The 24,474-nt window shown below is 64.0% G+C and carries 21 protein-coding genes; 18 read left to right on the top strand and 3 right to left on the bottom strand.

From position 1 onward, the window contains the following. Positions 1–76: 76 nt before the first annotated feature. Together X741_RS152935 and X741_RS152940 are read right to left on the bottom strand one after the other, a co-directional pair. Complete coding sequence (locus X741_RS152935; RefSeq protein ID WP_023777921.1) at positions 77–1,009, bottom strand: dimethylarginine dimethylaminohydrolase family protein; 933 nt, start codon at positions 1,007–1,009, stop codon at positions 77–79. After that, the gene (locus X741_RS152940) at positions 1,006–2,619 is read right to left on the bottom strand and encodes a peptidase M20 (protein ID WP_031250031.1); all 1,614 of its coding nucleotides are present in this window, start codon (positions 2,617–2,619) and stop codon (positions 1,006–1,008) included. Before X741_RS152940 ends, X741_RS152935 begins: the two co-directional genes overlap by 4 nt. A gap of 75 nt (positions 2,620–2,694) precedes the next feature. Between X741_RS152940 and X741_RS152945 the strand changes: the two genes are divergently transcribed. From X741_RS152945 to X741_RS152965, 5 genes are all read left to right on the top strand, one after another. Next, positions 2,695–3,591 (top strand): LysR substrate-binding domain-containing protein, encoded by an 897-nt coding sequence (locus X741_RS152945; protein WP_023777919.1) that lies wholly within the window; start codon positions 2,695–2,697, stop codon positions 3,589–3,591. A gap of 105 nt (positions 3,592–3,696) precedes the next feature. Further along, a complete protein-coding gene (locus X741_RS152950; protein WP_023764370.1) occupies positions 3,697–4,791 on the top strand; it encodes an ABC transporter ATP-binding protein in 1,095 nt (364 codons plus the stop codon). Between the two features lie 69 nt (positions 4,792–4,860). After that, on the top strand, positions 4,861–5,976 hold the full coding sequence (locus X741_RS152955; protein ID WP_023764369.1) for an ABC transporter substrate-binding protein: 1,116 nt from the start codon (positions 4,861–4,863) through the stop codon (positions 5,974–5,976). Positions 5,977–6,001: 25 nt separating this feature from the next. Beyond that, positions 6,002–6,835 (top strand): ABC transporter permease, encoded by an 834-nt coding sequence (locus X741_RS152960; protein WP_023777918.1) that lies wholly within the window; start codon positions 6,002–6,004, stop codon positions 6,833–6,835. Continuing rightward, positions 6,835–7,641 carry an ABC transporter permease gene (locus X741_RS152965; protein WP_023777917.1) on the top strand — a complete coding sequence of 269 codons (807 nt, stop codon included), beginning with the start codon at positions 6,835–6,837 and terminating at the stop codon, positions 7,639–7,641. The genes X741_RS152960 and X741_RS152965 overlap by 1 nt, the downstream gene beginning before the upstream one ends. Positions 7,642–7,675: 34 nt before the next feature. Here the strand turns inward: X741_RS152965 and X741_RS152970 are convergent, their stop codons facing one another. Then, positions 7,676–8,743, bottom strand: coding sequence for a glycosyltransferase (locus tag X741_RS152970; RefSeq protein ID WP_023777916.1), 1,068 nt, complete (start codon positions 8,741–8,743; stop codon positions 7,676–7,678). Positions 8,744–9,256: 513 nt separating this feature from the next. On the opposite strand from X741_RS152970, the gene X741_RS152975 reads away from it, so the two are divergent. From X741_RS152975 to X741_RS153035, 13 genes are all read left to right on the top strand, one after another. Beyond that, positions 9,257–9,664, top strand: coding sequence for a DUF3168 domain-containing protein (locus X741_RS152975; protein WP_023777914.1), 408 nt, complete (start codon positions 9,257–9,259; stop codon positions 9,662–9,664). A 174-nt stretch (positions 9,665–9,838) separates the two neighbouring features. Continuing rightward, the gene (locus X741_RS152980) at positions 9,839–10,138 is read left to right on the top strand and encodes a hypothetical protein (protein ID WP_023777913.1); all 300 of its coding nucleotides are present in this window, start codon (positions 9,839–9,841) and stop codon (positions 10,136–10,138) included. A gap of 113 nt (positions 10,139–10,251) precedes the next feature. Then, positions 10,252–10,917 carry a response regulator transcription factor gene (locus tag X741_RS152985; protein ID WP_023777912.1) on the top strand — a complete coding sequence of 222 codons (666 nt, stop codon included), beginning with the start codon at positions 10,252–10,254 and terminating at the stop codon, positions 10,915–10,917. Beyond that, positions 10,901–12,328: an ATP-binding protein gene (locus tag X741_RS152990; RefSeq protein WP_023764361.1), complete on the top strand. Its 1,428-nt coding sequence runs from the start codon at positions 10,901–10,903 to the stop codon at positions 12,326–12,328. The genes X741_RS152985 and X741_RS152990 overlap by 17 nt, the downstream gene beginning before the upstream one ends. 187 nt (positions 12,329–12,515) lie before the next feature. Continuing rightward, positions 12,516–12,953 (top strand): hypothetical protein, encoded by a 438-nt coding sequence (locus X741_RS152995; protein WP_023777911.1) that lies wholly within the window; start codon positions 12,516–12,518, stop codon positions 12,951–12,953. Positions 12,954–13,070: 117 nt separating this feature from the next. Next, entirely contained in the window at positions 13,071–14,210 is a 1,140-nt protein-coding gene (ccmI, locus tag X741_RS153000) for a c-type cytochrome biogenesis protein CcmI (RefSeq protein ID WP_023777910.1), read from the top strand. A 3-nt stretch (positions 14,211–14,213) separates the two neighbouring features. Beyond that, complete coding sequence (ccmE, locus tag X741_RS153005; RefSeq protein WP_013896429.1) at positions 14,214–14,657, top strand: cytochrome c maturation protein CcmE; 444 nt, start codon at positions 14,214–14,216, stop codon at positions 14,655–14,657. Positions 14,658–14,695: 38 nt separating this feature from the next. Beyond that, entirely contained in the window at positions 14,696–16,681 is a 1,986-nt protein-coding gene (locus tag X741_RS153010; protein WP_023777909.1) for a heme lyase CcmF/NrfE family subunit, read from the top strand. Beyond that, positions 16,678–17,145: a cytochrome c-type biogenesis protein gene (locus X741_RS153015; protein WP_023777908.1), complete on the top strand. Its 468-nt coding sequence runs from the start codon at positions 16,678–16,680 to the stop codon at positions 17,143–17,145. Before X741_RS153010 ends, X741_RS153015 begins: the two co-directional genes overlap by 4 nt. Positions 17,146–17,311: 166 nt before the next feature. After that, entirely contained in the window at positions 17,312–18,862 is a 1,551-nt protein-coding gene (locus tag X741_RS153020; protein WP_023764357.1) for a Do family serine endopeptidase, read from the top strand. 355 nt (positions 18,863–19,217) lie between these two features. Beyond that, complete coding sequence (locus X741_RS153025; protein WP_023764356.1) at positions 19,218–19,892, top strand: response regulator transcription factor; 675 nt, start codon at positions 19,218–19,220, stop codon at positions 19,890–19,892. Between the two features lie 131 nt (positions 19,893–20,023). Continuing rightward, the gene (locus tag X741_RS153030; RefSeq protein WP_023777907.1) at positions 20,024–21,502 is read left to right on the top strand and encodes a HAMP domain-containing sensor histidine kinase; all 1,479 of its coding nucleotides are present in this window, start codon (positions 20,024–20,026) and stop codon (positions 21,500–21,502) included. After that, positions 21,502–24,462 (top strand): bifunctional [glutamine synthetase] adenylyltransferase/[glutamine synthetase]-adenylyl-L-tyrosine phosphorylase, encoded by a 2,961-nt coding sequence (locus X741_RS153035; RefSeq protein ID WP_023777906.1) that lies wholly within the window; start codon positions 21,502–21,504, stop codon positions 24,460–24,462. The genes X741_RS153030 and X741_RS153035 overlap by 1 nt, the downstream gene beginning before the upstream one ends. The last annotated feature ends 12 nt before the right edge of the window (positions 24,463–24,474 follow it).

Below are 24,474 nucleotides of genomic sequence, written 5' to 3'. Positions count from 1 at the left end.
ACGCATCGATCGGCATCACGGACCCGTCCAGGGCAAACGTCGCGCACGCCTTCTCGATACTGGCGAGCGCGCGGTCTCAGGCCGCTTCGCGCTTCAGCGCCTGCGCCATGCAGTGGATGCCGCCGCCGGTCTTGGAGATCTCGCTCATGTCGACCGCCGCGACCTCGAAGCCGCGCGCCTTGAGCTGGCCGATCAGCGTTTGGCTGGAGGTCGGCGCGATGACCCGGTCCTTGCCGAGCGACATGAAGTTGCAGCCGAGTGCCATCGTGTCCTGGAACGGCACGTCGATGATCTCGTGGCCCTTGCCCTTCAGCCAGTCGACGATGCCCGGCTCGGTGCAGGCGAGGCAGACGGCGGTGAGCTTCTCGGCGATCGGCACCACCATCAGGTCGATATGGACGTAATACTCGTCGATGAAGGCGATGCGTGTCTCCCAACCTTCCTTCTCGAACCAGGCCTGTACCTGGCGGGCGCCTTCCTCCTGCGTGCGGGCGCCACCGCAGCCGATCAGCACCACGCCGTCCTCGATGACGTTGAAGTCGCCGCCCTCGAACGTGCCCGCCGTGACCATGTCGTAGATCGGGATGCCGAGTTTCTCGTAAGTGCGGATGGCGGCGTAGTTCTCGCCGCGCCGCCACCAGTTGGCCATGGCGGTGACGATGGCGCCATATGGCGTCATCACGCTGGAATCGCGCGAGTAGACTTGCATCGGCAGTTCCGGCGTCGGCTCGTGCCAATGGATGTTGACGCCGAAATGCTCGTAGGCGGCGACCAGGTCCTTGTGCTGCGCCTGCGCGATCTGGACGTTGCAGGGCGCCTCGCGCAGATGCTTGCGCGACAGCGAACTGGTCGACAGATGGCGCAGGAAATTGGGCGAGCCGAGCAGGACGTCGGTCAAGACATCGGTTTCGTTGGCGAAGCCCCAGACGGTCAGCGGCTTGGTGCCGCCGGCCGGGTTGCGGCGCTGCAGCGAGAACGGTTCGGCGACGATGCGATCATGGACGGTCATGGGGCTCTCCTCGTGCTTTGATCATGTGGTTTGCTCGGTATCCACCAGTCGCGGCCGCGCGCGGTGGTGATATATTCGGGCCAGCGGAAATGGATCGGCGGTTCGTAGTCGCAGAGCGGCGCGATCCAGTTCGTACCGCCGATGCCGCCGCCGGTACGGGTGACGAACTCGTCCATCGCCGCATCGCGTGCGGTTTTGTCCTGGAGCAGGCGCAGCGCCGCCAGCGCGACCGTCTTGGCCGCACAGATGACCATCGGATCGATCGTCGCGGCAATGCCGCCAAGCGCGTTCATCACCCAGGCCGGGTAGGGCTGGCCGCTTGCCGAACGCAGCGCCGGACGGGCGACATAGAGCCTTGCCGTCGGTGCATGCCAGCTCATATCGGTGTAATCGTCGGAGGTCGAATTCAGCTGCGAGGGCGGCAGATCACGGCGCAGGACTTCCTCGGCCTCCTGTGGCGAAATCAGCCGTTCCAGCTCGTCGATGAACGGGTTCTCGGTCGCGGTACCCCCGGCATTGACCTGGATTTCGCGCCCGAGCGCCTTGGCGGCTTCGTCCCAGCGCGGCGGCCCGACCGTCGACAGCGCCGTATAGGCGATCTCGGCCATGGCGTGGTTGGCAAGCCCCGGCCGCGACTTCGATACCCAGTGACGCTCGAATCGACAGCCGCTGATAGCGGCGGAGGCTGTGGCATTGCGATCGAGCACGGCAGTGACCTGTTCGGCCATGGCAATGGTCGGCACGCGGATCATGTATTGGATCTCGGCCAGGCCCGCCGGCAGATTGTCGGCGGTGGCCTGGCCGGCGGTCAGGATCGCCTCGCTGATCGACCAGCCGCCCTGGTGCGGCAGCATCGAATCGCGCAGCGCCTTGGAGGTCATGTACATCGTCATCAGCGCGTCGTTGGCGCCGGGCGCCCGCACCGCCGAATGCGCCTGCGGGATCGGTGCACCGTCGCCTGCGCGAACCCAATTTTCGGGTTCGTCGCAGACGAAGCGGTAGATCATCGAATAGGCCGCACCGCAATGCGTGTCCCAGCGCGCCGTGTTGCAGAGCGGCAGCATGTAGAAGGGATGGAATGAAATCATGCCGGAAAGGCCGTCATAATAGCCCTTGGCCGCGTGGATCGGCTTCGAGCCGCGCACCTTCTCGGCGGGTTCGCCCGTGAAGCGCAACGTGCCCGCAATGCCATGCCGCTGCATGGCCGCCTTGACGGCAAGCAGGCCGCCGAGGCTCGCCATGCCGAGCCCTGAATGCGGATCGGTGTGTCCCCCGGCCTCGAAGCCAAGGCCGGGCCGCGGCTGCTTCACGGTCACTGCGTCCTGGCAGTTGCCGGGCACCGCGTCATATTCGGCATAAAGGCCGATCGTCGGCCCGGCGCCATTCGTCCAGTGGGCGCAGAACGCGGTCGGCATGCCGCCCGAGCCTTCCTCGACGGAAAAGCCCTCATGCTTCAGCCGCGCGACATACCAGGCGGCCGACTGGTATTCGCGCCATGCGGTCTCGCCGAAATCGAAGATGGTGCGCGTCCACTGCGACAGCGACGGCCGGATGCCGTCGAGGCAGGCAAGCGCGGTCTCCTGCGCTGATGTCGTCACCGGTTTGTCCATGCGTCAAAGAAAGCAGTGAAGCGGCTCGCCAAAAAGTGATATGTTTTCCCGGTTCGTGCAAATTCGGTTCACCTCTTGAGAATTCCCTCCACACAGGCGCTGCGCGCCCTCGACAGCTTCGCCCGTCATGGCAGCGTCTGGCGCGCTGCCGACGAATTGCACCTCACCCGCAGCGCGGTGAGCCATCAACTGCGTCTGCTGGAGCGCGATCTCGGCTTCGACCTGCTTGAGCGCATCGGCAAGGGCGTGGCGCTGACGCCGCGCGGCCAGCGTTATGCCAGCGACGTGCGCAAGGCGCTGACAGTGCTTGGCGATGCGGTGACGCGCGATGCCGGCACCGGCGTCGGCGGCTCGTTCGCCATCTCCTGCACGCCGGGCTTCGCCTCGTTGTTTTTATGCACCCATATCGGCGAGTTCCGGCAGATGTACCCTGACGTGGCGCTGCGCATCCTGACGCCCAGGCGGCTCGACGATGTCAGCAATGCCGACGCCGATGCCTTCATCGCTTTCGGTGTCGGCAACTGGCCGAACCGCGCCGTCGAGCCGCTCTGTGAAATCTCGTTCACGCCGCTCTGCAGTCCGACGCTGCTCAACAAGGTCGGCGGCTTCTCCAGGCCGGCCGATGTGCTGCGCGCCAATCTGCTTCACCTCGACGACACCGAGGATTGGGCGCGCTGGCTGGCGCTGTCCAAGGTGGAAAACCCCGACACCGAGGGCGGCATCTTCTTTTCGGACATGAACCTCGTCTTCTCTGCGGCGATCGCCGGCCAGGGCATTGCCATGGGCGACGAACTGACGAGCCGGCGCGCTTTGAGCGAAGGCCGGCTGGTCAGGCCGTTCGACATCGCGATAAAGTCCCCGCGTTCCTATTACCTGGTCTCCGAGCACGCAAAAACGAGCCATCCGGTGCTGGAGGCGTTCGGGGGCTGGCTGAGATCGAAGCTCTCGGAGAACCCGGTCAGGCCGTATTGACCGAGCATAGATGAATCAAATTTGCCGATCAGGCGAAAACTATTCGGTTGCGGTGAGCCTCCGGCCTGCCTACGATTTCCTCTTGGGACTGAGGAAGAAGGCAGGATGCAGCAACCCGGCCGGGCCGCAGAGATCAAGGCAATCGGGATCGGCAAGAGCTTCGGCTCGTTCCGTGCGTTGGACGATCTGACGCTCAATATCGGCCGCGGCGAGTTCCTGACCCTGCTTGGCCCCTCCGGTTCGGGCAAGACCACCTTCCTGATGATCCTCGCCGGCTTCGTGCAGCCGACCGAGGGCCGCCTCCTGAGCGACGGCACAGACATCACCAACCGTCCGGCCGAGCAGCGCGCCGCCGGCATGGTGTTCCAGGGCTATGCGTTGTTCCCGCATATGAGCGTCGAGGCCAACATCGCTTTCCCGCTTAAGGTCCGCAAGAAATCGGCCTCCGAGATCAAGAAGCGCGTCGGCGAGATGATCGAGCGCGTCGGGCTGGTTGGCCATGAGAAGAAATTGCCGTCGCAGCTCTCCGGCGGCCAGCAGCAGCGCGTGGCTCTGGCTCGCGCGCTGGTGTTCGAGCCGGGCGTGCTTTTGCTCGACGAGCCGTTCTCGGCGCTGGACAAGAGCCTGCGCGGACAGATGCAGGCCGAGATGAAGCGCCTGCATCAGGAAACCGGCACCACTTTCGTCTTTGTCACCCACGACCAGAGCGAGGCGCTGGCCCTGTCGTCGCGCGTCGCCATCTTCAACCACGGCAAATTGCTGCAGGTCGGCGCGCCTGATGAGGTCTACGACCGGCCGGACAACCGCTTCGTCGCCGAGTTCCTCGGCGAGATCAACATGCTGCCGCTGAAAGGAGTCAAGCCCACCGGCAGTGGTTCGACGGGCGTCTGCGAGGACCGCGCGGTCAGCATGCATTGCAAGGCCGAGAAAGTCCGTGGCGACGCAATCCTGGCAATCCGCCCCGAATATATGTCGATCGCAGGTGAGGCCGCCGCCGGCGAGAACGGCATTGCCGCGACCGCCACCGCCTCGACCTATCTGGGTGCGGCGACCAAGCTCGACCTCACGACGCGGCAGGGCGCCAGGGTGACTGTCTCGGTGCCCAACGAGGTCGCGGCCGCGGCGCTGAGCAAAGGCAATTCCGTCTGGCTGACCTGGCCGGCGGAAAAGGGTTTCCTCCTTCCGGAAGGAGGACAATGACCGCCGGCGTGGGCCGATGGGACACGCAGGCTTCCGGGAATGATCAACGACAAAAAAAGGGGAACTGACATGACAAACGATACCAAGAAACAAGCCATCGAGACGCTGTCCGCCAGGGCCGGTCGCGGCGAGATCTCGCGCCGCCAGTTCACGCAACTGGCAGCACTCGTGCTCGCCGGCACGCCGATGCTTTTGCGCTCGACCGGTGCCTTTGCACAGGCCAAGGAACTGGTTCTGGTGAACTGGGGTGGCGACGCCATCACGGCTTACGACGCCGCCTACGGCCAGGCTTTCACCAAGGACACCGGCATCACCGTCAAGATGGACGGCTCCGGCCCGACCGAGGGTGCTATCGCCGCGCAGTCCAAGAGCGGCGCCCCGACCTGGGACCTCGTCGACGTCGATCCATTCTCGGCCATCACGCTCGGCGCCCAGGGCGCGCTGGAGCCGATCGACTACAAGATCGTCGACAAGACGAAGATGCGGCCGGGCTTCGGCTGGGAGTATGCCGCCTCGACCTATTTCTTCTCCTACGTCATCGCCTATGATTCCGAGAAATACGGCAAGGACGCACCGACCGGCATGGCCGATTTCTTCGATGTGAAGAAGTTCCCCGGCAAGCGCTCGCTCTACAAATGGGGCGTTTCGAGCTGGGAAGCCGCACTGCTGGCGGACGGCATCGCCCCGGCCTCGCTCTATCCGCTCGACCTCAAGCGCGCGCATGACAAGATCGCTGCCTTCAAGGAGAACGTCGTCGCCTATTGGGGCGGCGGCGCCGAGAGCCAGAGCGTGCTGCTCAACGGCGAGGCGTCGATGGCCATCGTCTGGTCGACCCGCGCCTCGCTGATCGAGCAGGACTCGGGCGGCAAGATCAAGTTCATCTGGGACCAGGGCCTGATCTCGCCCGGTGCCCTTGCCGTGCTCAAGAACAACCCCGGCGGCAAGGACGCGGCGATGAAGTTCATCGCCAGCGCGCAGGATCCGCAAAAGCAGCTCGTCATGTTCGACAAGCTGGGGCAGGGCCCGGCCAATCCGGCCGCCGACGCACTGATCCCCGCCGACAAGAAGCGCATCAACCCGGTCGACCCGGAGAACATGAAGAAGCAGATCGCGCTCGACATGGACTGGTACGCCAAGAACTACGGGCCGGCGCTCGACGAATACACCAAGATCATCTCGGCCTGACCAAGGCCGGGATCATCGGGTCCAGATGAGAGCATATCTCTCCGACAGGATGGGAGCGGCGCTGTTGATGGCGCCGCTGCTCCTGTTTCTTGTCCTCGCCTATGCATGGCCGTTCCTCGGTGTCGTGAAGTGGAGCTTCACACTGCCGACGCCGGGGCTCGGCCAGTACGAGGCACTGCTCACCGACGATCTGGTGCAGTCGGTGTTCATCCGCACATTGCGCATCGCGGCCATCGTCACGGTCGTCTCGGTTGCCGCCGCCTATGCGATAACAGTCGTCTGGGTGCGCGGCACGCCGGCGCAGCGCCTTGTCGCCGAGTTCTGCATCCTGGTGCCGTTCTGGATCTCGGTTTTGACGCGCGCCTTCGGCTGGGTGGCGCTTTTGTCCAATCGCGGTCTGATCAACACCTGGCTGCAGGCGATCGGCTTCATCTCCGAACCGCTGACCCTGGTGCGCAACGAGTTCGGCGTCATCGTCGGCATGACGCATTTCCTCATTCCGTTCGCCGTCTTTCCGCTGGCCTCGGCCATGCGCAGCCTCGACGACCGGGTGCTGCTGGCGGCACGCGGGCTCGGCTCAAGCCGTGTGCGCACTTTCTGGACCGTGTTCGTGCCGATGACCCGCTCCGGCATCATCGGCTCGGCGATGATCGTGTTCGTCTTCTCGCTTGGCTTCTTCGTCACGCCAGCGATCCTCGGTGGCGGCCGCAGCGTGATGATCGCCGAACTGATCTATCTCCGCATCTTCCAGAGCCCGGATTGGGGGCTGGGTGCGGCGATCAGCGTCGTACTGGTGCTGTTCGTCGGTGCGCTGATGGCGCTTCTGTTCCGTTATGTCAGACCGAAGCAGTTGATCTGATGCCGACCTATCGCCCCGGACCCGTCTCGCTGGTCCTCGCCGTTCTGGTGGCGCTGTTCCTGCTTTTGCCGCTGCTCGCCGTCATCCCGGTGTCGCTGACGCCGAGCCGCATGCTGGCGATGCCGTCGGGCGAACTGTCGCTGCGCCACTATCGTTCGCTGATCGAGGATCCGCGCTGGCTTCAGTCGATCCTGCTGTCGATCAGGATCGGCATCGTCAGCAGCGCTATTTCAACCGTGCTGGCGCTCTGCTTCAGCCTTGGCGTGTGGATGTTCCAGCCGCGTTTCACCGCGGCCCTCGTCGGCTTCGTGCTGCTGCCGATGGTGGTGCCGCCGGTGGTCTCGGCGGTGACGCTCTATTTCCTGCTCACCTCGATCTCCGGTGTCAGCTCCTTCTTCGGATACGATACATGGCTTGGCGTCGCCATGGCGCATTCGGTGATGACGGTGCCTTTCGCCACGGTGCTGATCCTGGTTTCGCTCAGCCAACTCGACCGGCGCATCGACCTTGCCGCGCGCGGCCTCGGCGCCTCGGTGTGGGAGCGCGCCACCCGCGTCATCATGCCCAACATCAAGTTCGGCATCGTCACCGCGGCACTGCTGTCCTTCGTGCTGTCCTGGGAAGAGATCGGCGTCACGCTGTTCATCACCTCGGTCAACGCCATCACCCTGCCAAGGCTGATGTGGATGGGCCTGCGCGACAACATCGATCCGGCAATCGCCGCCCTCTCGGTGATCCTGATCATCATCACCGTGCTGGTGCTGGCGGTGCGCAGCTTCGTGGTCCGGTTGCGCGGCAGGCCTTGACCGCGGCCAGTGGTCATCCTTCAAGGGTTTCGGGCTACCCCATCGCGCGGCGGATCGTGCTGGACAGGCTGGCAAGGAATCTCGGCCGGGACGATGCGTCGAGCTTCCACGACAGCACCGCCATGGCCATTTGCCGCGGCAGCATGCCGACCGACAGGAACCAGCCGGCAAGCACGGCGCGGCGGCGCAGGGACGCCGACATTTCGAGGCTGGCGACAGCGCCCGTCGCGGCGAGCGCCAGCCGGGAATCATCGGCCACGGGGTGCCGGTGCCTGTCCGCGCAGAGCGACGCCAGCCGTTCTTCCAGGTGGACCGGATCATGGCGAACAACGTCTGCCGGCACGACGGTCAGGCCTACCTGCGATGCCTGGTCCGACAGCGCCTCCATGCGGTGGAAATCGTGCTCCACCCGCCAGCGCGCCCGCTCGGCGAGCTTTTCACCGAAAACCGAATGGTTGGCGCCGTGGATCCGGTAAGCCCCGACACATTCATCGATGGACTGGACGTGGCCATGGAGTGGCGCCAGCGTCGCAAGATAGCCGTCGGCGCCCTGACGGAAATCCGGTTCCGGAATCGGCATGATCGATTCCAGGGTCGTCCGGTCGAAGGCCAGCCCGCTGGTCACGGTCGTCTGGTAGCGTCCCTTGTGCATCAGTTTCGGCACGACATCACCGCTGTCGAAGGGCAGTTCGGGCGGCGGAAAGACGTCCTTGATGTGTTGCCGCTCATCGACAATGTGTAGTCTGGATTGCACCTGGGTAGTTGCCGCGTCCCAGGTGTCGACGATCCTGGAGACGGCCCCCGGATAAAGATAATCATCGGCGTCGAGGAAGAGGATGATTCTGCCCGAACTGGCGGCAAAGCCGGTATTGAAGGCAGCCGCATGCCCGCCATTCTTTCGTCTCGGACAAGCAAGGATCCTGTCGCCGTAGGATTCCATGATGGCCGTGGAATTGTCCTGCGATGCATCGTCGACGACGATGACTTCGACGTCGTCGTGGTCCTGCTCCAAGGCGCTGTCGATGCTGCGTTCAAGGAAACGCGCGTAATTGTAGTTCGGGATAATGATGGATACCGGGATTTTGTGGGCGGTGGACTGCATCGCATTCGACCTCGCGTCTTACGTTGATTTTGGCAAAACCCGCCCGTGGGCTGGCTCCTCTTCAAGCTCGTGCCGATCCGTCGGGAGACGGATCACCTCTCTCTTTTGCGACTTCATGCAAAGCCGCAATTGCCTTCGGGGATCGCGGTGGCCGACTGGGTCAAGTGTGTGGCCGGCCAGCAAACGCCGACGCTCCCGGCCATCGGCCAAGGTTGACGAAAATGGCGTCGCGTTCGATCGCAGTGGGACCGAAGCGGACGCCTTGAAGGCACGGTCGATGCTGGCCTTCAAATGCGGCTGGAACAAGCCCGCCGTCTGAAAACTGGCATGTGGATGTTTGCGCTTGGCGATTTCATCGTTAGTTTGCGCGACATCGACTGAACGGGGTATCGGCAGGTTCTGAGACGAATCGCCATCGTCTTCGCGTCGCGAACGTTTATATCTGGCGGAACATGCAGACGGACAGGCTTGCGAAAGCCGATGTCGGTGGCGCAAGGCTTGAGGAAAAGGACGATGACCGCGCCCGGCGATTTGCAGCAGGCACTTTTTCTGAGACTGAAAGGCGACGCCTCCCTGTCGGCGTTGCTCGGCGGTGCCGGGCTGCTGGAACGGGCGGCCGACAATGCCGCTTTTCCCTATGTGACCTGCGGTCAGACCAGTGCCTTCGACTGGGATACCGGCGTCGAGAACAACGACGATCAGCTGATCACGCTGCATGTCTGGTCGAAAGCCCAGGGCGAAGCCGAAACGCTTGCCATCATGGACGCCATCAAGGCACGCCTTGCAGACGCGGTGCTCGTCATCGGTCCTCGCGGCCAGACGCGTCTGTCGCTCGAGTTCACCGAAGCCCGCTACGACGAGGAGCTCCTGGTGCATCACGGGCTGCTGCGGTTTCGCGCCCTGACGCAGGAAAATGCCTGACGCGCTTTCAATATGACCGAAACAGAGTCTAGACTGCCATTTCCCGGATTTCGTCGGGTTGGGGCGTCGAAATCACGATTGGTCATCTGTGTTTTCAGGGGGTGTAGCGGACATGTTTTGTGCTTCGATCACCGTTCATTTCACGTTCAGCACCGATGCGTTACAACGCTGGCCATGAAAACGCTCCGCTCCCATTTCCGAACCGCGACACTGGCGCTATGTGCTGCCGGGCTGTTTGCGTCGCAGGCGGTGGCGATGCCGGTCATTGCCCCCGACCAGGTCAGCCCGATCGTTCTGGCCGCATCCGACTGCTATGCGATCGGCCAGCAGGTTGCCCAGCAGAATGGCGGAACGCTGGCCAAGGCCTCGCAGTCGACGCGCGGCGGCCAACCGGTCTGCGTCATCGTCGTGCTGGTGCCCGGCAAGGACGGGCAGCGTCCGCGCCGTTCCGAGATCGTCGTGCCGCAGAACTGACCCGATCTTTCATCTTACAGGCCTCGTTTCCCACGCCGTCGGAATCGGCCTATATCTGACCCCAATCTTCAATCCGACCCCAACCTTCGATTTCAACAGGTATCGATCTCCGCATGCGCGTACTCGTCGTCGAGGATGACAAGGATCTCAACCGCCAGATAGCCGACGCGCTGGTCGATGCCGGCTATGTCGTCGACCGTGCCTTCGATGGCGAGGAAGGCCATTTCCTCGGCGACACCGAGCCTTACGACGCCGTCGTGCTCGACATCGGCCTGCCGCAGATGGACGGCATCAGCGTGGTCGAGCGCTGGCGCCGCGGCGGCCGCAAGATGCCCGTGCTGATCCTGACGGCGCGCGACCGCTGGAGCGACAAGGTTTCCGGCATCGATGCCGGCGCCGACGACTATGTCACCAAGCCGTTCCATATCGAAGAAGTGCTGGCCAGGGTCAGGGCGCTTATCCGCCGGGCCGCCGGCCATGCTTCGTCCGAACTCACCTGCGGGCCGCTGCGTCTCGACACCAAGGCGTCGAAGGCCGATGTCGACGGTGTGCCGCTGAAGCTGACCTCGCACGAATTCCGCCTGCTCGCTTACCTGATGCACCATATGGGCGATGTGGTCTCGCGGACCGAACTGGTCGAGCATCTCTACGACCAGGATTTCGACCGCGATTCCAACACCATCGAGGTCTTTGTCGGGCGGCTGCGCAAGAAAGTGGGCATCGACATGATCGAAACCGTGCGCGGCATGGGCTACCGCATGCGTGAGCCGGAGGCGTAACTCGGAACCGCTCAAACCAATCGCAAGGACGCCGCTTTCGCTGCGTTTGTGGCCGCGCTCGCTGACGTTCCGCGTCATCGCCTTCTCCACGGTCTGGGCGATCCTGACCCTGGTCGTCATCTTCACCCTGATCACCACGCTGTACCGCCAGGCCAGCGAACGCGGTTTCGACAGCCTGCTTTCGGCGCATCTGTTCAATCTGATCGGCTCCATCGGCATTTCCGATACCGGAGCGCTCACCGGCGCCCCCGATCTCGGCGACCTCCGCTTCTCCGAGCCCAATTCGGGCTGGTACTGGTCGGTGGAACCGGCCTCGGAAGGCGTGCATGGCGATCTCCATTCTTCTTCGATGACCAGGGCCATCCCGTCGCCAAGCGTCGCCGAAGTGCCTTTCAATGCCAGCTTCCAGCGCAGCTATTCGGCCGAGGGTATCGACGGCGAGCAACTCGAAGTGTTCGAGAGCGAATTCGTCCTCGACGCCAAGAACCGTGCCGCGCGTTTCCGTGTCATGGGCAACCAGAGCGAACTCGAACAGGAAATCGGAACCTTCCAGCGCCGCCTGCTGACCTATCTCGGCCTGTTCGGCATCGGCATGATCGCCATCAACGCTATCGCCATCCTGCTCGGTCTGCAGCCGCTGCGCCGGGTCAGGAACGCGCTCGCCATGGTGCGCGAGGGCACCGCGCAGCGGCTCGACGGCCGCTTTCCAGCCGAGATCGAACCGTTAGCCAACGAAACCAACGCATTGATCGAAAACAACAAACGCATCGTCGAGCGGTCGCGAACCCAGGTCGGCAATCTCGCCCATTCGCTGAAGACGCCGCTCGCGGTGCTGCTCAACGAGGGCCGCGCGCTTGGCGGCGCCAAGGGGCAGTTGATCGCCGAACAGGCCGCCTCCATGCAGAAGCAGGTCGATCATTACCTGCAGCGCGCCCGCGTCGCGGCGCAGCGCGACAGCGTCGTCTACCGCACGCCGGTGGCGCCGCTGGTGCAGCGCATGGTGCGGGTCTTGCAGAAGCTCAATCCGCAGACAAGCCTGTCGCTGACGCTGCCGGCATCCGAGATCGTTTTTGCCGGCGAGCGCGAGGATCTCGAGGAACTGCTCGGCAATCTTCTTGAAAATGCGATGAAATGGGCAAGGAGCGCGGTGTCGGTCTCGGTCGTCCCCTTGGTCGGCAAGGATGACCATCTGTTCGAGATCAGCATCGACGACGACGGCCCCGGCATTCCCGAGGACAGAGCGCGCGACGCGCTGAAGCGCGGAAGACGCCTGGACGAGACAAAACCGGGCACAGGTCTGGGGCTTGCCATTGTCGCCGACCTCGTCAACGAGTATGGAGGCGTTCTCGCGCTCGAACGGTCCGGCATGGGTGGATTGAAGGCGGTGGTGCGGTTGCGGAGCCTTCAGTGACGTTTCCCAGGGCCAATCGACACCGATGGACGGCACATGTTATGGCGGCATATCGATTGGTCCCGGAGCGGCCGGCAATGGCCAAATTTCCGACAAATATCAATACTATGGCGACGCTCACTTCTCCGATGACGCGGCCCCAGGCGCATCCATGGCAGGCTCCAACTCAAGAAAACCGGTTGTTGGCATGAAGATTCGCGTCGCGCTTGTTTCCGCATTGCTGGCCGTGTCCGGCTGCACCACCTTGAGCGGCAAGGGCCCCACCGTCGCGCCGACGCCGACCTCGACGCCTCCTTCGGGCGGCAAGGTCACCACCTCGATCATATCCGCGATGGGCGGTGGCCTGATTGGCGGTTCGATCGGCAGCAGCCTCAGCGCAACGGAGAAGCGCAGTGCGCTCGAGGCCGAATACAAGGCGCTCGAATATACGACAAGCGGCCAGAAGGTGACGTGGAAAGGCGACCAGGCCTCGCGCTATGGTGAGGTGGTGCCGGCCCAGCCCTATCGCGTCGGTTCACAGGACTGCCGCCAGTACACGCAGACGGTGTTCACCGGCGGAGCCGGCGTCACCGCCCGCGGAACCGCTTGCCGCAACACCGACGGCAGCTGGACGCCGCTGACCTGATATCCGGTTGGGAGCTGGTCGCTTGACGTCGATCAAGGACGTCAGGCGCGTCTGCCGTCAAAGCGTCGCAGGATGGACATGTTGGCAGGGCAAGTCTCTGCCTTTATTGGAAGAGCCATGCTGTTCTGGGTCATAGCCGCAATCCTGACGCTGGGCGCGAGCCTGGCGGTGCTGTTGCCGTTGGCTGCCGGCCCGAAAGGCGGCGCGTCGAGCGGCGACCACGATCTGGAAGTCTATCGCGATCAACTGTCCGAGCTTGACCGCGACGCCGCGCGGGGCCTGATCCAGCCGGCGGAAGCGGCCGAGGCGCGCGCCGAGATCGCCCGCCGCATCCTGCGCCTCGACAATGCGGATCCAGCCGGCAAGGCATCGGCCAGGCCGGCGTCGGCCACGTCAAGACTTGTCGCGACCGTCGCGGTGCTGGCGGTGCCGTTGGTCAGCTGGGGTCTTTACAGCCAGCTCGGTTCGCCCGACCTGCCGTCACAGCCACTCAGCGAGCGTTTGGCCAAGAACCCGGCCGACAGCTCGGTCGACGAGTTGGTCGCGCGGGCGGAGGCTCACCTTGCCGCCAATCCTTCCGACGGCCGGGGGTGGGATGTGCTGGCCCCGGTCTATCTGCGCATGCAGCGCTTTTCCGACGCGGCCGCCGCCTACCGCAACGCCATTCGCCTCGACGGCGACAGTGCTGTCCGCCAGGCCGGCCTTGGCGAAGCGATCGCCGGTGCGGCAGGCGGCATTGTTTCGGCCGATGCCCAGGATGCTTTCGAGGCGGCGCTGAAACTTGATCCGGCCAATGCGAAGGCCAGTTTCTATCTGACGGTGGCCTGGGCGCAGGAGGGGCGAACCAAGGAAGCGGTTGCCTCCTGGCAGGCGATGCTCGGCACGCTGCCGCCGGATTCACCGTGGCGCGGCGCCGTCGAGCAAGCATTGGCCAAATCCGGCAACCCTGAAGTCGCTTCAAGCGCGGCCGCGAAAGGTCCCGATGCCGCCGATGTCGACGCCGCGTCCTCCATGTCGCCGCAGGACCGCGAAGCCATGATCAACACCATGGTCGCGGGTCTCGACGACAAACTGCGGCAAAATCCGCGTGACGCGGAAGGATGGATGCGGCTCGTTCGTTCCTACGTCGTGCTGGGCAAGGCCGATGAGGCGCGCGATGCTCTTCATCGCGCCATTGCCGTTTTTGGGGCCGACAGTGACGAAGCGAAGAAATTCACCACCTTTGCCGCCTCGCTCGGCCTGGCGGCGACGGAGTAGAGCATGACGCGCAAGCAGAAACGATTGTCGGTCATCGTGGGCGGACTGGCTTTCCTGGGCGCCGCCACCGGACTGACCTTCTACGCGCTCGGCCAGAAGGCGTCCTATTTCTACATGCCGGCCGATCTCGCCACAGCCAGCGTCCAGCCCGGACAGCGCATCAGGCTGGGAGGGCTGGTCGAGAAGGGCACCATCGAGCGCGGGCAGGGCGCGACCGTCGCCTTTTCGGTCACCGATACACATAAATCGGTCAAGGTCACTTACACTGGCATCCTGCCGGACCTTTTCCGCGAAGAACAGGGCGTCATCACCGAGGGCACCTTCGGCCCGGACGGCGTCTTTGTCGCCGACAGCGTGCTGGCCAAGCACGACGAGCGCTACATGCCCAAGGAAGTGGCCGATGGCCTGAAGGCCAAGGGCGTCTGGCAGGAGAGCAAGAGTGAATAGCTCTGGCAGGAGAGCAACGGTGAATTACAGGTACAGTCATGGTTGAAACCGGACATTTCGCCCTGGTCCTGGCGTTCGCGCTTTCGCTGGTGCAGACGATCGTGCCGCTGTTTGGCGCGCGCCTGAACAACCAGCGCCTGATGGCTGTCGGCGGCCCGGTCGCGGTGACCGGTTTTGCGCTGACGGCGCTCTCTTTCGTCGCGCTGGCCAGCGCTTATGCGAATTCCGACTTCTCGGTGGCGAGTGTCTGGGAAAACTCGCATTCGTTGCAGCCGCTGATCTACAAGATCACCGGGACCTGGGGCAACCACGAAGGCTCGATGCTGCTCTGGGTGCTGATCCTGACCTTTTTCGGCGCGCTTGTCGCCGCTTTCGGCTCCAACCTGCCGGCAACGCTGCGGGCTAATGTTCTGGCCGTGCAGGGCGCCATCGGCGCTACCTTCTTCCTGTTCATCCTGGCGACGTCCAATCCGTTCATCCGGCTCAATCCGGCGCCAATCGAGGGCCGCGATCTCAACCCGGTCTTGCAGGATCTCGGCCTCGCCATTCACCCGCCGCTGCTCTATCTCGGTTATGTCGGCTTCTCGATCTGCTTCTCCTTCTCGGTCGCGGCCCTCATCGAAGGCCGCATCGATGCCTCCTGGGCGCGCTGGGTGCGGCCATGGACGCTGGTCGCCTGGATGTTCCTGACCGGCGGCATCGCCATGGGCTCGTACTGGGCCTATTACGAACTCGGCTGGGGTGGCTTCTGGTTCTGGGATCCGGTCGAGAACGCCTCCTTCATGCCGTGGCTGGCAGGCACCGCGCTGCTGCATTCGGCCATCGTCATGGAAAAGCGCTCGGCCTTGAAGATCTGGACACTGCTGCTTGCCATCCTCACCTTCTCGCTGTCGCTGCTCGGCACCTTCCTGGTGCGCTCGGGCGTCCTGACCTCCGTCCATGCCTTCGCCACCGATCCGACACGCGGCATTTTCATCCTGTGCATATTGACGCTGTTCATCGGCGGCTCGCTGTCGCTGTTTGCGTTGCGCGCCTCGAAGCTGACAGCCGGCGGCCTGTTCCATCCGATTTCGCGCGAAGGCGCGCTCGTCCTCAACAATCTGTTCCTGACGACGGCGACCGCCACCGTGCTCGTTGGCACGCTTTATCCGCTGGTGGTCGAGGCCCTTTCCTCGGACAAGATTTCGGTCGGAGCGCCATTCTTCAACCTGACCTTCGCACCACTGATGGTGCCCCTGCTGGTGATGGTTCCCTTTGGGCCGCTGCTGGCCTGGAAACGCGGCGATGTCTTCGCGGTCGCGCAGCGCCTGATGGTGGCATTCGCGGGTGCCCTCCTGACGGCACTGGTCACCGCCCTGTTCATCGACGGCGCTTCGGTATTGGCGGCCATTGGGGTTGGTCTTGCCGTCTGGCTGATCCTTGGTGCGCTCACCGACATCGCCGTCAAGGCGGGGTTCGGCAATGTCACGACGGGGAACATGGTCCGGCGCCTGCTTGGCTTGCCGCGCTCGGTCTTCGGCACGGCTTTCGCCCATCTCGGCCTTGGCCTGACCACGCTGGGCATAGTCGGCACGCTTTGCTTCGGTACCGAGAAAATCCTGTCGATGCATGCCGGCGAGACGGTGGAATTGTCCGGCAACACGCTGCGTTTCGTCGGGCTCTATCCGGCCCAGGGCCCCAACTACAGCGAGGATCGCGGCCGCTTCGAGCTGATCGGTGTCAGCGGCAGTCCCATCGGCGAAATCAGCTCGGCCAAGCGCTTCTTTCCGGTGCGGCAGACGACGACGACGGAATCCGGCATCAAGACCCTTGGTCTTTCCCAGCTCTACATTTCGCTCGGTGACGAAGGCAAGGATGGCTCCGTCGTGGTGCGCTTGTGGTGGAAGCCGCTGGTGACGCTGATCTGGGGCGGTGGCCTGATGATGATGGCGGGCGCGGCCATGTCGCTGATGGACAGGCGCTTGCGGGTCGGCGCGCCCTCGCGCCGCCGCAAGCCGGCGGTCGCGCCAACGGGTCTGCCATGAAGGCAAGGTTTTCGCTGACGTCGATTGTCCTGCTTCTGGCGCTGCTCTTCGCCGGCGCGGCGCAAGCGGTGAAGCCTGACGAGATGCTGGCCGATCCGGCGCTGGAGGCGCGAGCCCGGGCGCTGTCGGAAGGCCTGCGCTGCATGGTCTGCCAGAACCAGTCTATCGACGAATCCGATGCCGATCTGGCCCGCGACCTGCGCATCCTGGTGCGCCAGCGCCTCGTCGCCGGCGATACCGACCAGCAGGTGATGTACTATGTGGTTTCGCGCTACGGCGAGTTCGTGCTTTTGAAGCCGCGCTTTGACCTGCGCAACGCGCTGCTTTGGGGCACGCCCCTCATTCTGCTTCTGGCAGGCGGCATCTTTATCGCCTTCAACGCCCGTTCCCGCCGGCAACTGGCGACGAAATCCCTCTCCGCCGATGAACAGGCGGCGCTGGACGCGATCCTGCGCCGGGACTGACTGCGAAATGGCGTGAAGGGTGAGGTCTTCCGACAGACAGGGTCGACCGCCAACATTACCAAAGTTTCATGCGTCGGAAATGGCGTTGTAATGTGCGCCATTCTAATTCTCCTTTCCTGAGGATGCCTATCAAGGCGCGTCCCTTCGAAAAGAGGATCAGAGACCCATGAATATTGCCCCCAATTCATATTCCCGCACCCGCAAGCGTCTCCTGGCTGCCGTCGCATCCGTTGCGGTTGCCGGTGCGATCGGCGTAGGCGCGCTGACCAGCGGAACCAGCCCCGTCCTGGCCGACGCGGTGCGCGTCGAGGCGCCGCAGGTTCCAAGCTTCGCCGACGTCGTCGAGCGCGTTTCCCCAGCCGTGGTCAGCGTCAAGGTCAAGGCCAAGATCCAGCCGACCGCCGATGACGGCTCCGACGATCAGGACGGTCTCGACAATCTTCCCAACAATCCGCAGCTGCGCCGCTTCTTCAAGGAATTCCGAGGCTTTGGCGACCAGGGCGGTCAAAACGACGAAGGTCACCGCCGCTTCGGTCACCGCGACCGCAACAACGGCCAGCCGCGTCCGGTGGCGCAGGGCTCCGGCTTCTTCATTTCCGAGGACGGCTACCTCGTCACCAACAACCACGTCGTTGAAGAGGGCACCGCCTTCACCGTTGTGACCAATGACGGCAAGGAGCTCGACGCCAAGCTGGTCGGCACCGATCCGCGCACCGATCTCGCCGTGCTCAAGGTCGACGGTGGCGGCAAGTTCACCTATGTCGATTTCGCCGACGATTCGAAGGTTCGTGTCGGTGACTGGGTCGTGGCTGTCGGCAATCCGTTCGGTCTCGGTGGCACGGTCACCGCCGGCATCGTGTCGGCGCGCGGCCGTGACATCGGCGCTGGCCCCTATGACGATTTCCTTCAGATCGATGCCTCGGTCAACCGCGGCAACTCGGGTGGCCCGACCTTCAATCTCAACGGCCAGGTGGTCGGCATCAACACGGCGATCTTCTCGCCGTCGGGCGGCAGCGTCGGCATCGCCTTCGACATCCCGGCCTCGACCGCCAGGCAGGTTGTTGGCGACCTGATGAAGAACGGTGCCGTGCAGCGCGGCTGGCTCGGTGTCGAAATCCAGCCGGTCACCTCGGACATCGCCGAATCGCTCGGCCTGAAGTCCAACAATGGCGCGTTGGTGTCCAGCGCCCAGGACGATGGCCCCGGCAAGAAGGCCGGCATCACCGCTGGCGATGTGATCACCCAGGTCGATGGCAAGGACGTCGCTTCGCCGAAAGAGCTTGCCCGCCTGATCGGCGCCTATTCGCCGGGCAAGCCGGTCGACGTCACCGTCTGGCGTGACGGCAAGAGCCAGACGGTCAAGGTCGATCTCGGCAAGCTGCCCGCCAGCGACAAGCAGGCCTCGAACGACCAGCAACAGCAGCCTGCCGCTCCGGCAAAGCCCGATACGCTTGCCGATCTCGGCCTCACCGTCACCAAGTCCGAAAACGGCAAGGGTCTCGTGGTGACCGACGTCGATCCCGACAGCGATGCCGCCGATCGCGGCATCCAGCCGGGCGACGTCATCACCGCGGTCAACTCGACCGAAGTCAACGGCACCGAGGACGTCACCAAGGCGATGACCGAAGCGGTGAAGTCCGGACGTAAGGCCGTGCTGATGCAGATCACGCATGACGACAACAACCGCTTCGTCGCCTTGCCGGTCGCCAAGGGCTGAAACGACTTTTCCGATGCGGCGGTATCAAACACCCCCGAACCGCCGCATGGGAAAGCATGGAGCCGGGTACGTTAGTCAGTCATCGTGCTCTCCTCCGGCGGCAGCGGGCCTCCCATCGCCCGCTGCCGCACATCTTATAGGCTGTCCAGAAGCGCTCCCTCCGGCCACGTGCGAGGAGATGCCGCGATTGCGGATAGCGACATGCGCTAAAACAGGCATGTCACGATGAAGACACCAGAGAACAAGATTTAATTGCGCACGCTCGGTATCATCTTGATCGCGATGCGCTTTGGCAAAGGCTAGAATGCAGATGCCTGCTACTCAACCTTCCAGCGAAATCGCGTATAACGAGCCTATGAAGATTCTCGTCATAGAAGATGATCGCGAGGCTGCGGATTATCTGCAGAAAGCCTTCAACGAGGCTGGTCATACCGCGCATGTCGCTGGTGACGGCGAGACCGGCTTCGCGCTTGCAGATGCCGGCGACTATGACGTGATGGTGATCGACCGGATGATGCCGCGCCGTGACGGCCTGTCGGTGATTGCCGGCCTTCGCTCAAGGGGCAACACCACGCCGGTGCTGATCCTGTCGGCGCTGGGTGAGGTCGACGACCGGGTCACCGGTCTGCGCGCCGGCGGCGACGATTATCTGACCAAGCCCTATGCATTCTCCGAACTTCTGGCCCGCGTCGAGGTGTTGAATCGCCGGGCCAGCGCCAAGGAGGCCGAAACCGTCTACCGGGTGGGCGACCTCGAGCTCGACAGGCTGTCGCATTCGGTCCGCCGGGCGGCGCGCGAGATCACGCTGCAGCCGCGCGAATTCCGGCTGCTCGAATATCTGATGCGCCATGCCGGCCAGGTGGTGACGCGCACCATGCTGCTCGAAAACGTCTGGGATTATCATTTCGATCCGCAGACCAATGTCATCGACGTCCACGTCTCGCGGCTGCGCGGCAAGATCGAGAAGGGCTTCGACAAGCCCATCCTGCATACGGTTCGCGGCGCAGGCTACATGCTGAAGAGCGGCTAGAGTATGATCCCGAAAAGTGGGTACCGGTTTTCTCGGACGAACGGTTTCCGTTTGTCTAGAGATCATGCTCCAACAAAGAGCTGGATCAGCATGAGGGCTCTACCAAACGTCATGCTGATCTAGGCGGCGGCATGGCCTTATCCGTGCCAGCCATCATGAAGACGACGGCAGCGCGGCTTTCGGCGCTCTACCTTCTTTTGTTCGCGATCTGCGCCGTGTCGCTCGTCTTCTACATGACCTCGCTGTCGGCACGCATGCTGACCGCGCAGACGCAGGAGACCATCAACGACGAAGTGCTCGGTCTCGCCCGTGCCTATCAGCGTGGTGGTCTGCCGGTGCTGGTCCGTGTGGTCGAGGCGCGCTCGCGCCAGCCTGGCGCCAACCTCTACCTGATCGCCGATGCCAACGGCCAGATCCTGACCGGCAATGTGCAGAGCCTGGAGCCGGGCGTGATCGAGGCCGAGGGTTGGACGACCGAGCCGTTCTCCTACAAGCGTTTCGGAGAAGGCGAGCTTGATCGCCTGCGCAGCGGAACGTCCGACCAGACAACATCTCCTTCAACTGGCGAAAACGCAGCGCAGGCCGAGGGCGAGAAGGGTCACAACGCCATTGCGCTGGTGCTGCGGCTGCCGAACCAGATGATCATGCTGGTCGGCCGCGATCTTGGCGAGCCGGAGCGCTTTCGCGCCGTCATCCGCCGTGCCCTGACGCTGGCGCTCGGCATGATGGGCCTGGGCGGCATCCTGATCTGGTTCTTTGTCGGCCGCGCGGCACTGAAGCGCATCGACGGCGTTTCGGAAGCGAGCCGTCGCATCATGGGCGGTGATCTTTCCGGCCGGCTGCCGGTGACCGGCGCCGGAGACGAGTTCGACCGGCTTTCGGAAAACCTCAACGCCATGCTGGCCAGGATCGCAACGCTCAACGAAGGCCTGAAGCAGGTTTCCGACAACATCGCGCATGATTTGAAGACGCCGCTGACCCGACTGCGCAACCGGGCCGAGGCGATACTTTCCGGCAAGCACACGACATCCGATTACCGCCAGGCTCTCGAAGGCACCATTGCCGAGTCCGACCAACTGATAAAGACGTTCAACGCCATACTGATGATCTCGCGGCTGGAGGCCGGGTATTCGTCTGAGCATACTGCTCGCGTCGATCTGGCGGCAACCGTGCGCGACGTGGTCGAACTCTACGAGCCGGTGGCGGAAGAGGCTGGGGTCTCGCTGGAAGCCAAGGTCAACGGCGCTTTTATCGTCGACGGCAACCGCGAGCTCATCGGCCAGGCGCTGTCCAACATCGTCGACAATGCGATCAAGTATTCGACGGATTCCACGTCCAAACCGGCGGTCCGTGTGACGCTCGCGCGCACGAATGGCGAGATCAGGCTCACCGTCGCCGACAACGGCCAGGGCATCCCGGACGATGCCGATCGTGCCCGGGCGACCGAACGTTTCGTGCGGCTGGAGAAGAGCCGTTCACAACCGGGTTCCGGCCTTGGCCTCAGCCTCGCCAAGGCCGTCATGACTTTCCACTACGGTCGGCTTGACCTGTTGCCCGGCAATCCGGGACTATCCGTGGTCATGAGTTTCCCCACACGCGAGGATCACTGATGGCGGCCGTTGCCAAGCGCAGCAAGACCGACTGGCTGCTGAGGCCCGAGGTCGCGCTTGTTCCCCTTGACGCAAGCCGGGCGCGGCAGGAACTGGCCGAGATCGCGGCAGCGGCACGCGAGGAAGGCCTGACACGGCTGGCCAAGTTCCTGGCCGGCAAGGGGAGGGGTCAGGATTTCCTGGCCGCCGTCTTCGACCTCTCGCCATTCCTGCGCGATACGGCGCGGCGCCGGCCCCGGATCCTGGACAGTCTTTTCGACCAGCCGGTGGAGGCTCGTCTGAAAGCGATCACCGCTGCGATCGACAAGGAGCCACTAGCGGAGGCGATCTCGGAATCCGGCCTGATGATGGAGTTGCGCCAGTGCAAGGCCGAGGCGCATTTCCTGATCGCGCTCGCCGATCTCGCCGGCGAGGCCGAAACGTCGCTGACGGTGCGGCGGCTGAGCGACCTTGCCGATGCCTGCACCCGTGCGGCGGTCGACTTCCTGCTGCGTGACGCCCATGGCCAGGGCAAGCTCAGGCTGCCGGACCTCGACAACCCGTCGCGGCAGTCGGGCTGGATCCTGCTCGGCATGGGCAAGCTCGGCGCGCACGAGTTGAATTTCTCTTCCGACATCGACCTCGTCGTGTTCTTCGATCCGGAAGTCCCTGCCGTCGTCGATCCCCTCGACGCCACCGAGCTGTTTTCGCGCCTGACGCGCCGGCTGGTGCGCATCTTGCAGGACCGCACCGAGCACGGTTATGTCTTCCGAACCGATCTGAGATTGCGCCCCGATCCCGGTTCGACGCCGCTGGCGATCCCGGTCGAAGCCGCGCTGCGCTACTACGAAGCGCGCGGCCAGAACTGGGAGCGTGCCGCCATGATCAAGGCGCGTCCGGTGGCCGGCGATCTGGCCGCGGGCGCCGCCTTCCTCAAGGAGCTCCAGCCCTATATCTGGCGCAAATACATGGACTACGCCGCGATTGCCGATGTCCATTCCATCAAGCGCCAGATCCACGCCCATAAGGGATATGGCGAGATCGCCGTGAAGGGCCACAACGTCAAGCTCGGCCGCGGCGGCATCCGCGAGATCGAGTTCTTCGTCCAGACACAGCAGCTCATCGCCGGCGGCCGCTTCCCGGAACTGCGCGGCCGCGAGACCGTACCGATGCTCGGCCAACTCGCGGCGCGCGGCTGGATCACCACCGAAGCGCGCGACGCGCTTGCCCGCCAGTATTGGTTCCTGCGCCGTGTCGAACACGCCATCCAGATGGTGGCCGATGAGCAGACGCACACATTGCCGGAAGACGATGAGGGGCTGGAGCGCATTGCCCGCATGCTGGGCTTTGCCGATGCGGCAATCTTCGCCGGGGCGTTTCGTGCCTCGCTGCAACAGGTCGAGCGCCACTATGCGGCGCTGTTTGAAACGGCACCCGAGCTTTCGGCGGGCATCGGCAATCTGGTCTTCACCGGCGACGTCGACGACCCAGACACATTGCAGACCTTGCATGGTCTCGGCTTCCAGCGGCCGAGCGACATTTGCCGTGTCATTCGTGGCTGGCATTTCGGCCGCTATCGCGTCACCCAGTCGGCGGAGGCGCGCGAGCGCCTGACGGAGTTGACGCCGGCCCTGCTCAAGGCGTTCGGCCAGACACGGCGGGCGGACGAAGCCTTGATCCGTTTCGATGAATTCCTTGCCGGACTGCCGGCCGGCATCCAGCTGTTCTCCCTGTTGCAGTCGAACCCGGCGCTGCTCAAGCTGATGGCCACGATCATGGGCGCCGCACCCCGGCTGGCCGCTATCATCACGCGCCGGCCCCATGTCTTCGACGGCCTGCTTGATCCAGCCCTTCTCAGCGAATTGCCGGACCGTGCCTATCTCTCAGGCCGGCTGTCGGCCTTTATCGAAGGCGACAGGGCCTACGAGGACGTGCTCGACCGCTTGCGCATCTTCGCCTCGGAGCAGAAATTCCTGATCGGTGTGCGCCTGCTCGCCGGTTCGATCGATCCGGCTCGCGCCGGCCGCGCCTTTTCCGACCTGGCCGACCTCACCATCGAGGCCGCGCTACGGGCGGTGATGGCCGAATTCGCAGGGCGTCACGGCATGATTGCCGGCGGCGTGGTAGCGTTGCTCGGCATGGGCAAGCTTGGCAGCCGCGAATTGACGGCCGGGTCGGATGTCGACCTCATCCTGCTCTACGACCACGATGCGGACGCCGAGGATTCCGACGGGGAAAAGCCGCTGGCGCCTTCGCATTACTACACCCGCATGACGCAGCGGCTGATTTCGGCCGTATCGGCGCCGACGGCGGAAGGCGTGCTCTACGAACTCGACCTGCGCTTGCGCCCGTCCGGCAACAAGGGGCCGGTGGCCACCCATATCGACGCCTTCAAGAAATACCAGCGCCAGGAGGCCTGGACCTGGGAGCACATGGCACTGGCACGGGCCCGTGCCATCGCCGGCGATATCGGGCTCTGCGCCGAGGTCGAGGCGGAAGTCGCGGCGGTGCTGGGCCAGCCGCGCGATGCGGCAAAGGTGAGGGCCGAGGCCTCGGACATGCGGGCCATGATCGAGAAGGAAAAGCCGCCGCGCGACCTGTGGGACATCAAGCTTGTTCCCGGAGGACTGATCGATCTCGAATTCATCGCCCAGGTGGCCGTGATCACTGGCCAGGTCGAGACCGGGTCGCGTGTGACTGGTACGGCCGAGATACTGTCCCGCCTGGCCCCTCGCTTTGCCGATTCCGGGGTGAGGCAGGAGCTTTGCGAAGCCTATGGCCTCTATCTGGCGCTGACCCAGATGACGCGGCTGTGCCTCACCGGAGCCTTTGAGCGCGACGACGTTCCGCCGGGGCTTTCGGATATGCTTCTGGCGGTCACCGATCTGCCGGATTTCAGCGTGCTGGAAGCACATCTCAAGGAGACGTCGCAGAAGGTCAGGCGGGACTTTGGCCTTTTGCTTCGTGCCGGGCGACCATAGCTGGCCTGGTTC

It is taken from the genome of Mesorhizobium sp. LNHC221B00 (assembly GCF_000502935.1).
In the GTDB taxonomy this organism is placed as follows: Bacteria; Pseudomonadota; Alphaproteobacteria; order Rhizobiales; family Rhizobiaceae; genus Mesorhizobium; species Mesorhizobium opportunistum.
This window is presented reverse-complemented; position numbering and strand designations above follow the sequence as displayed.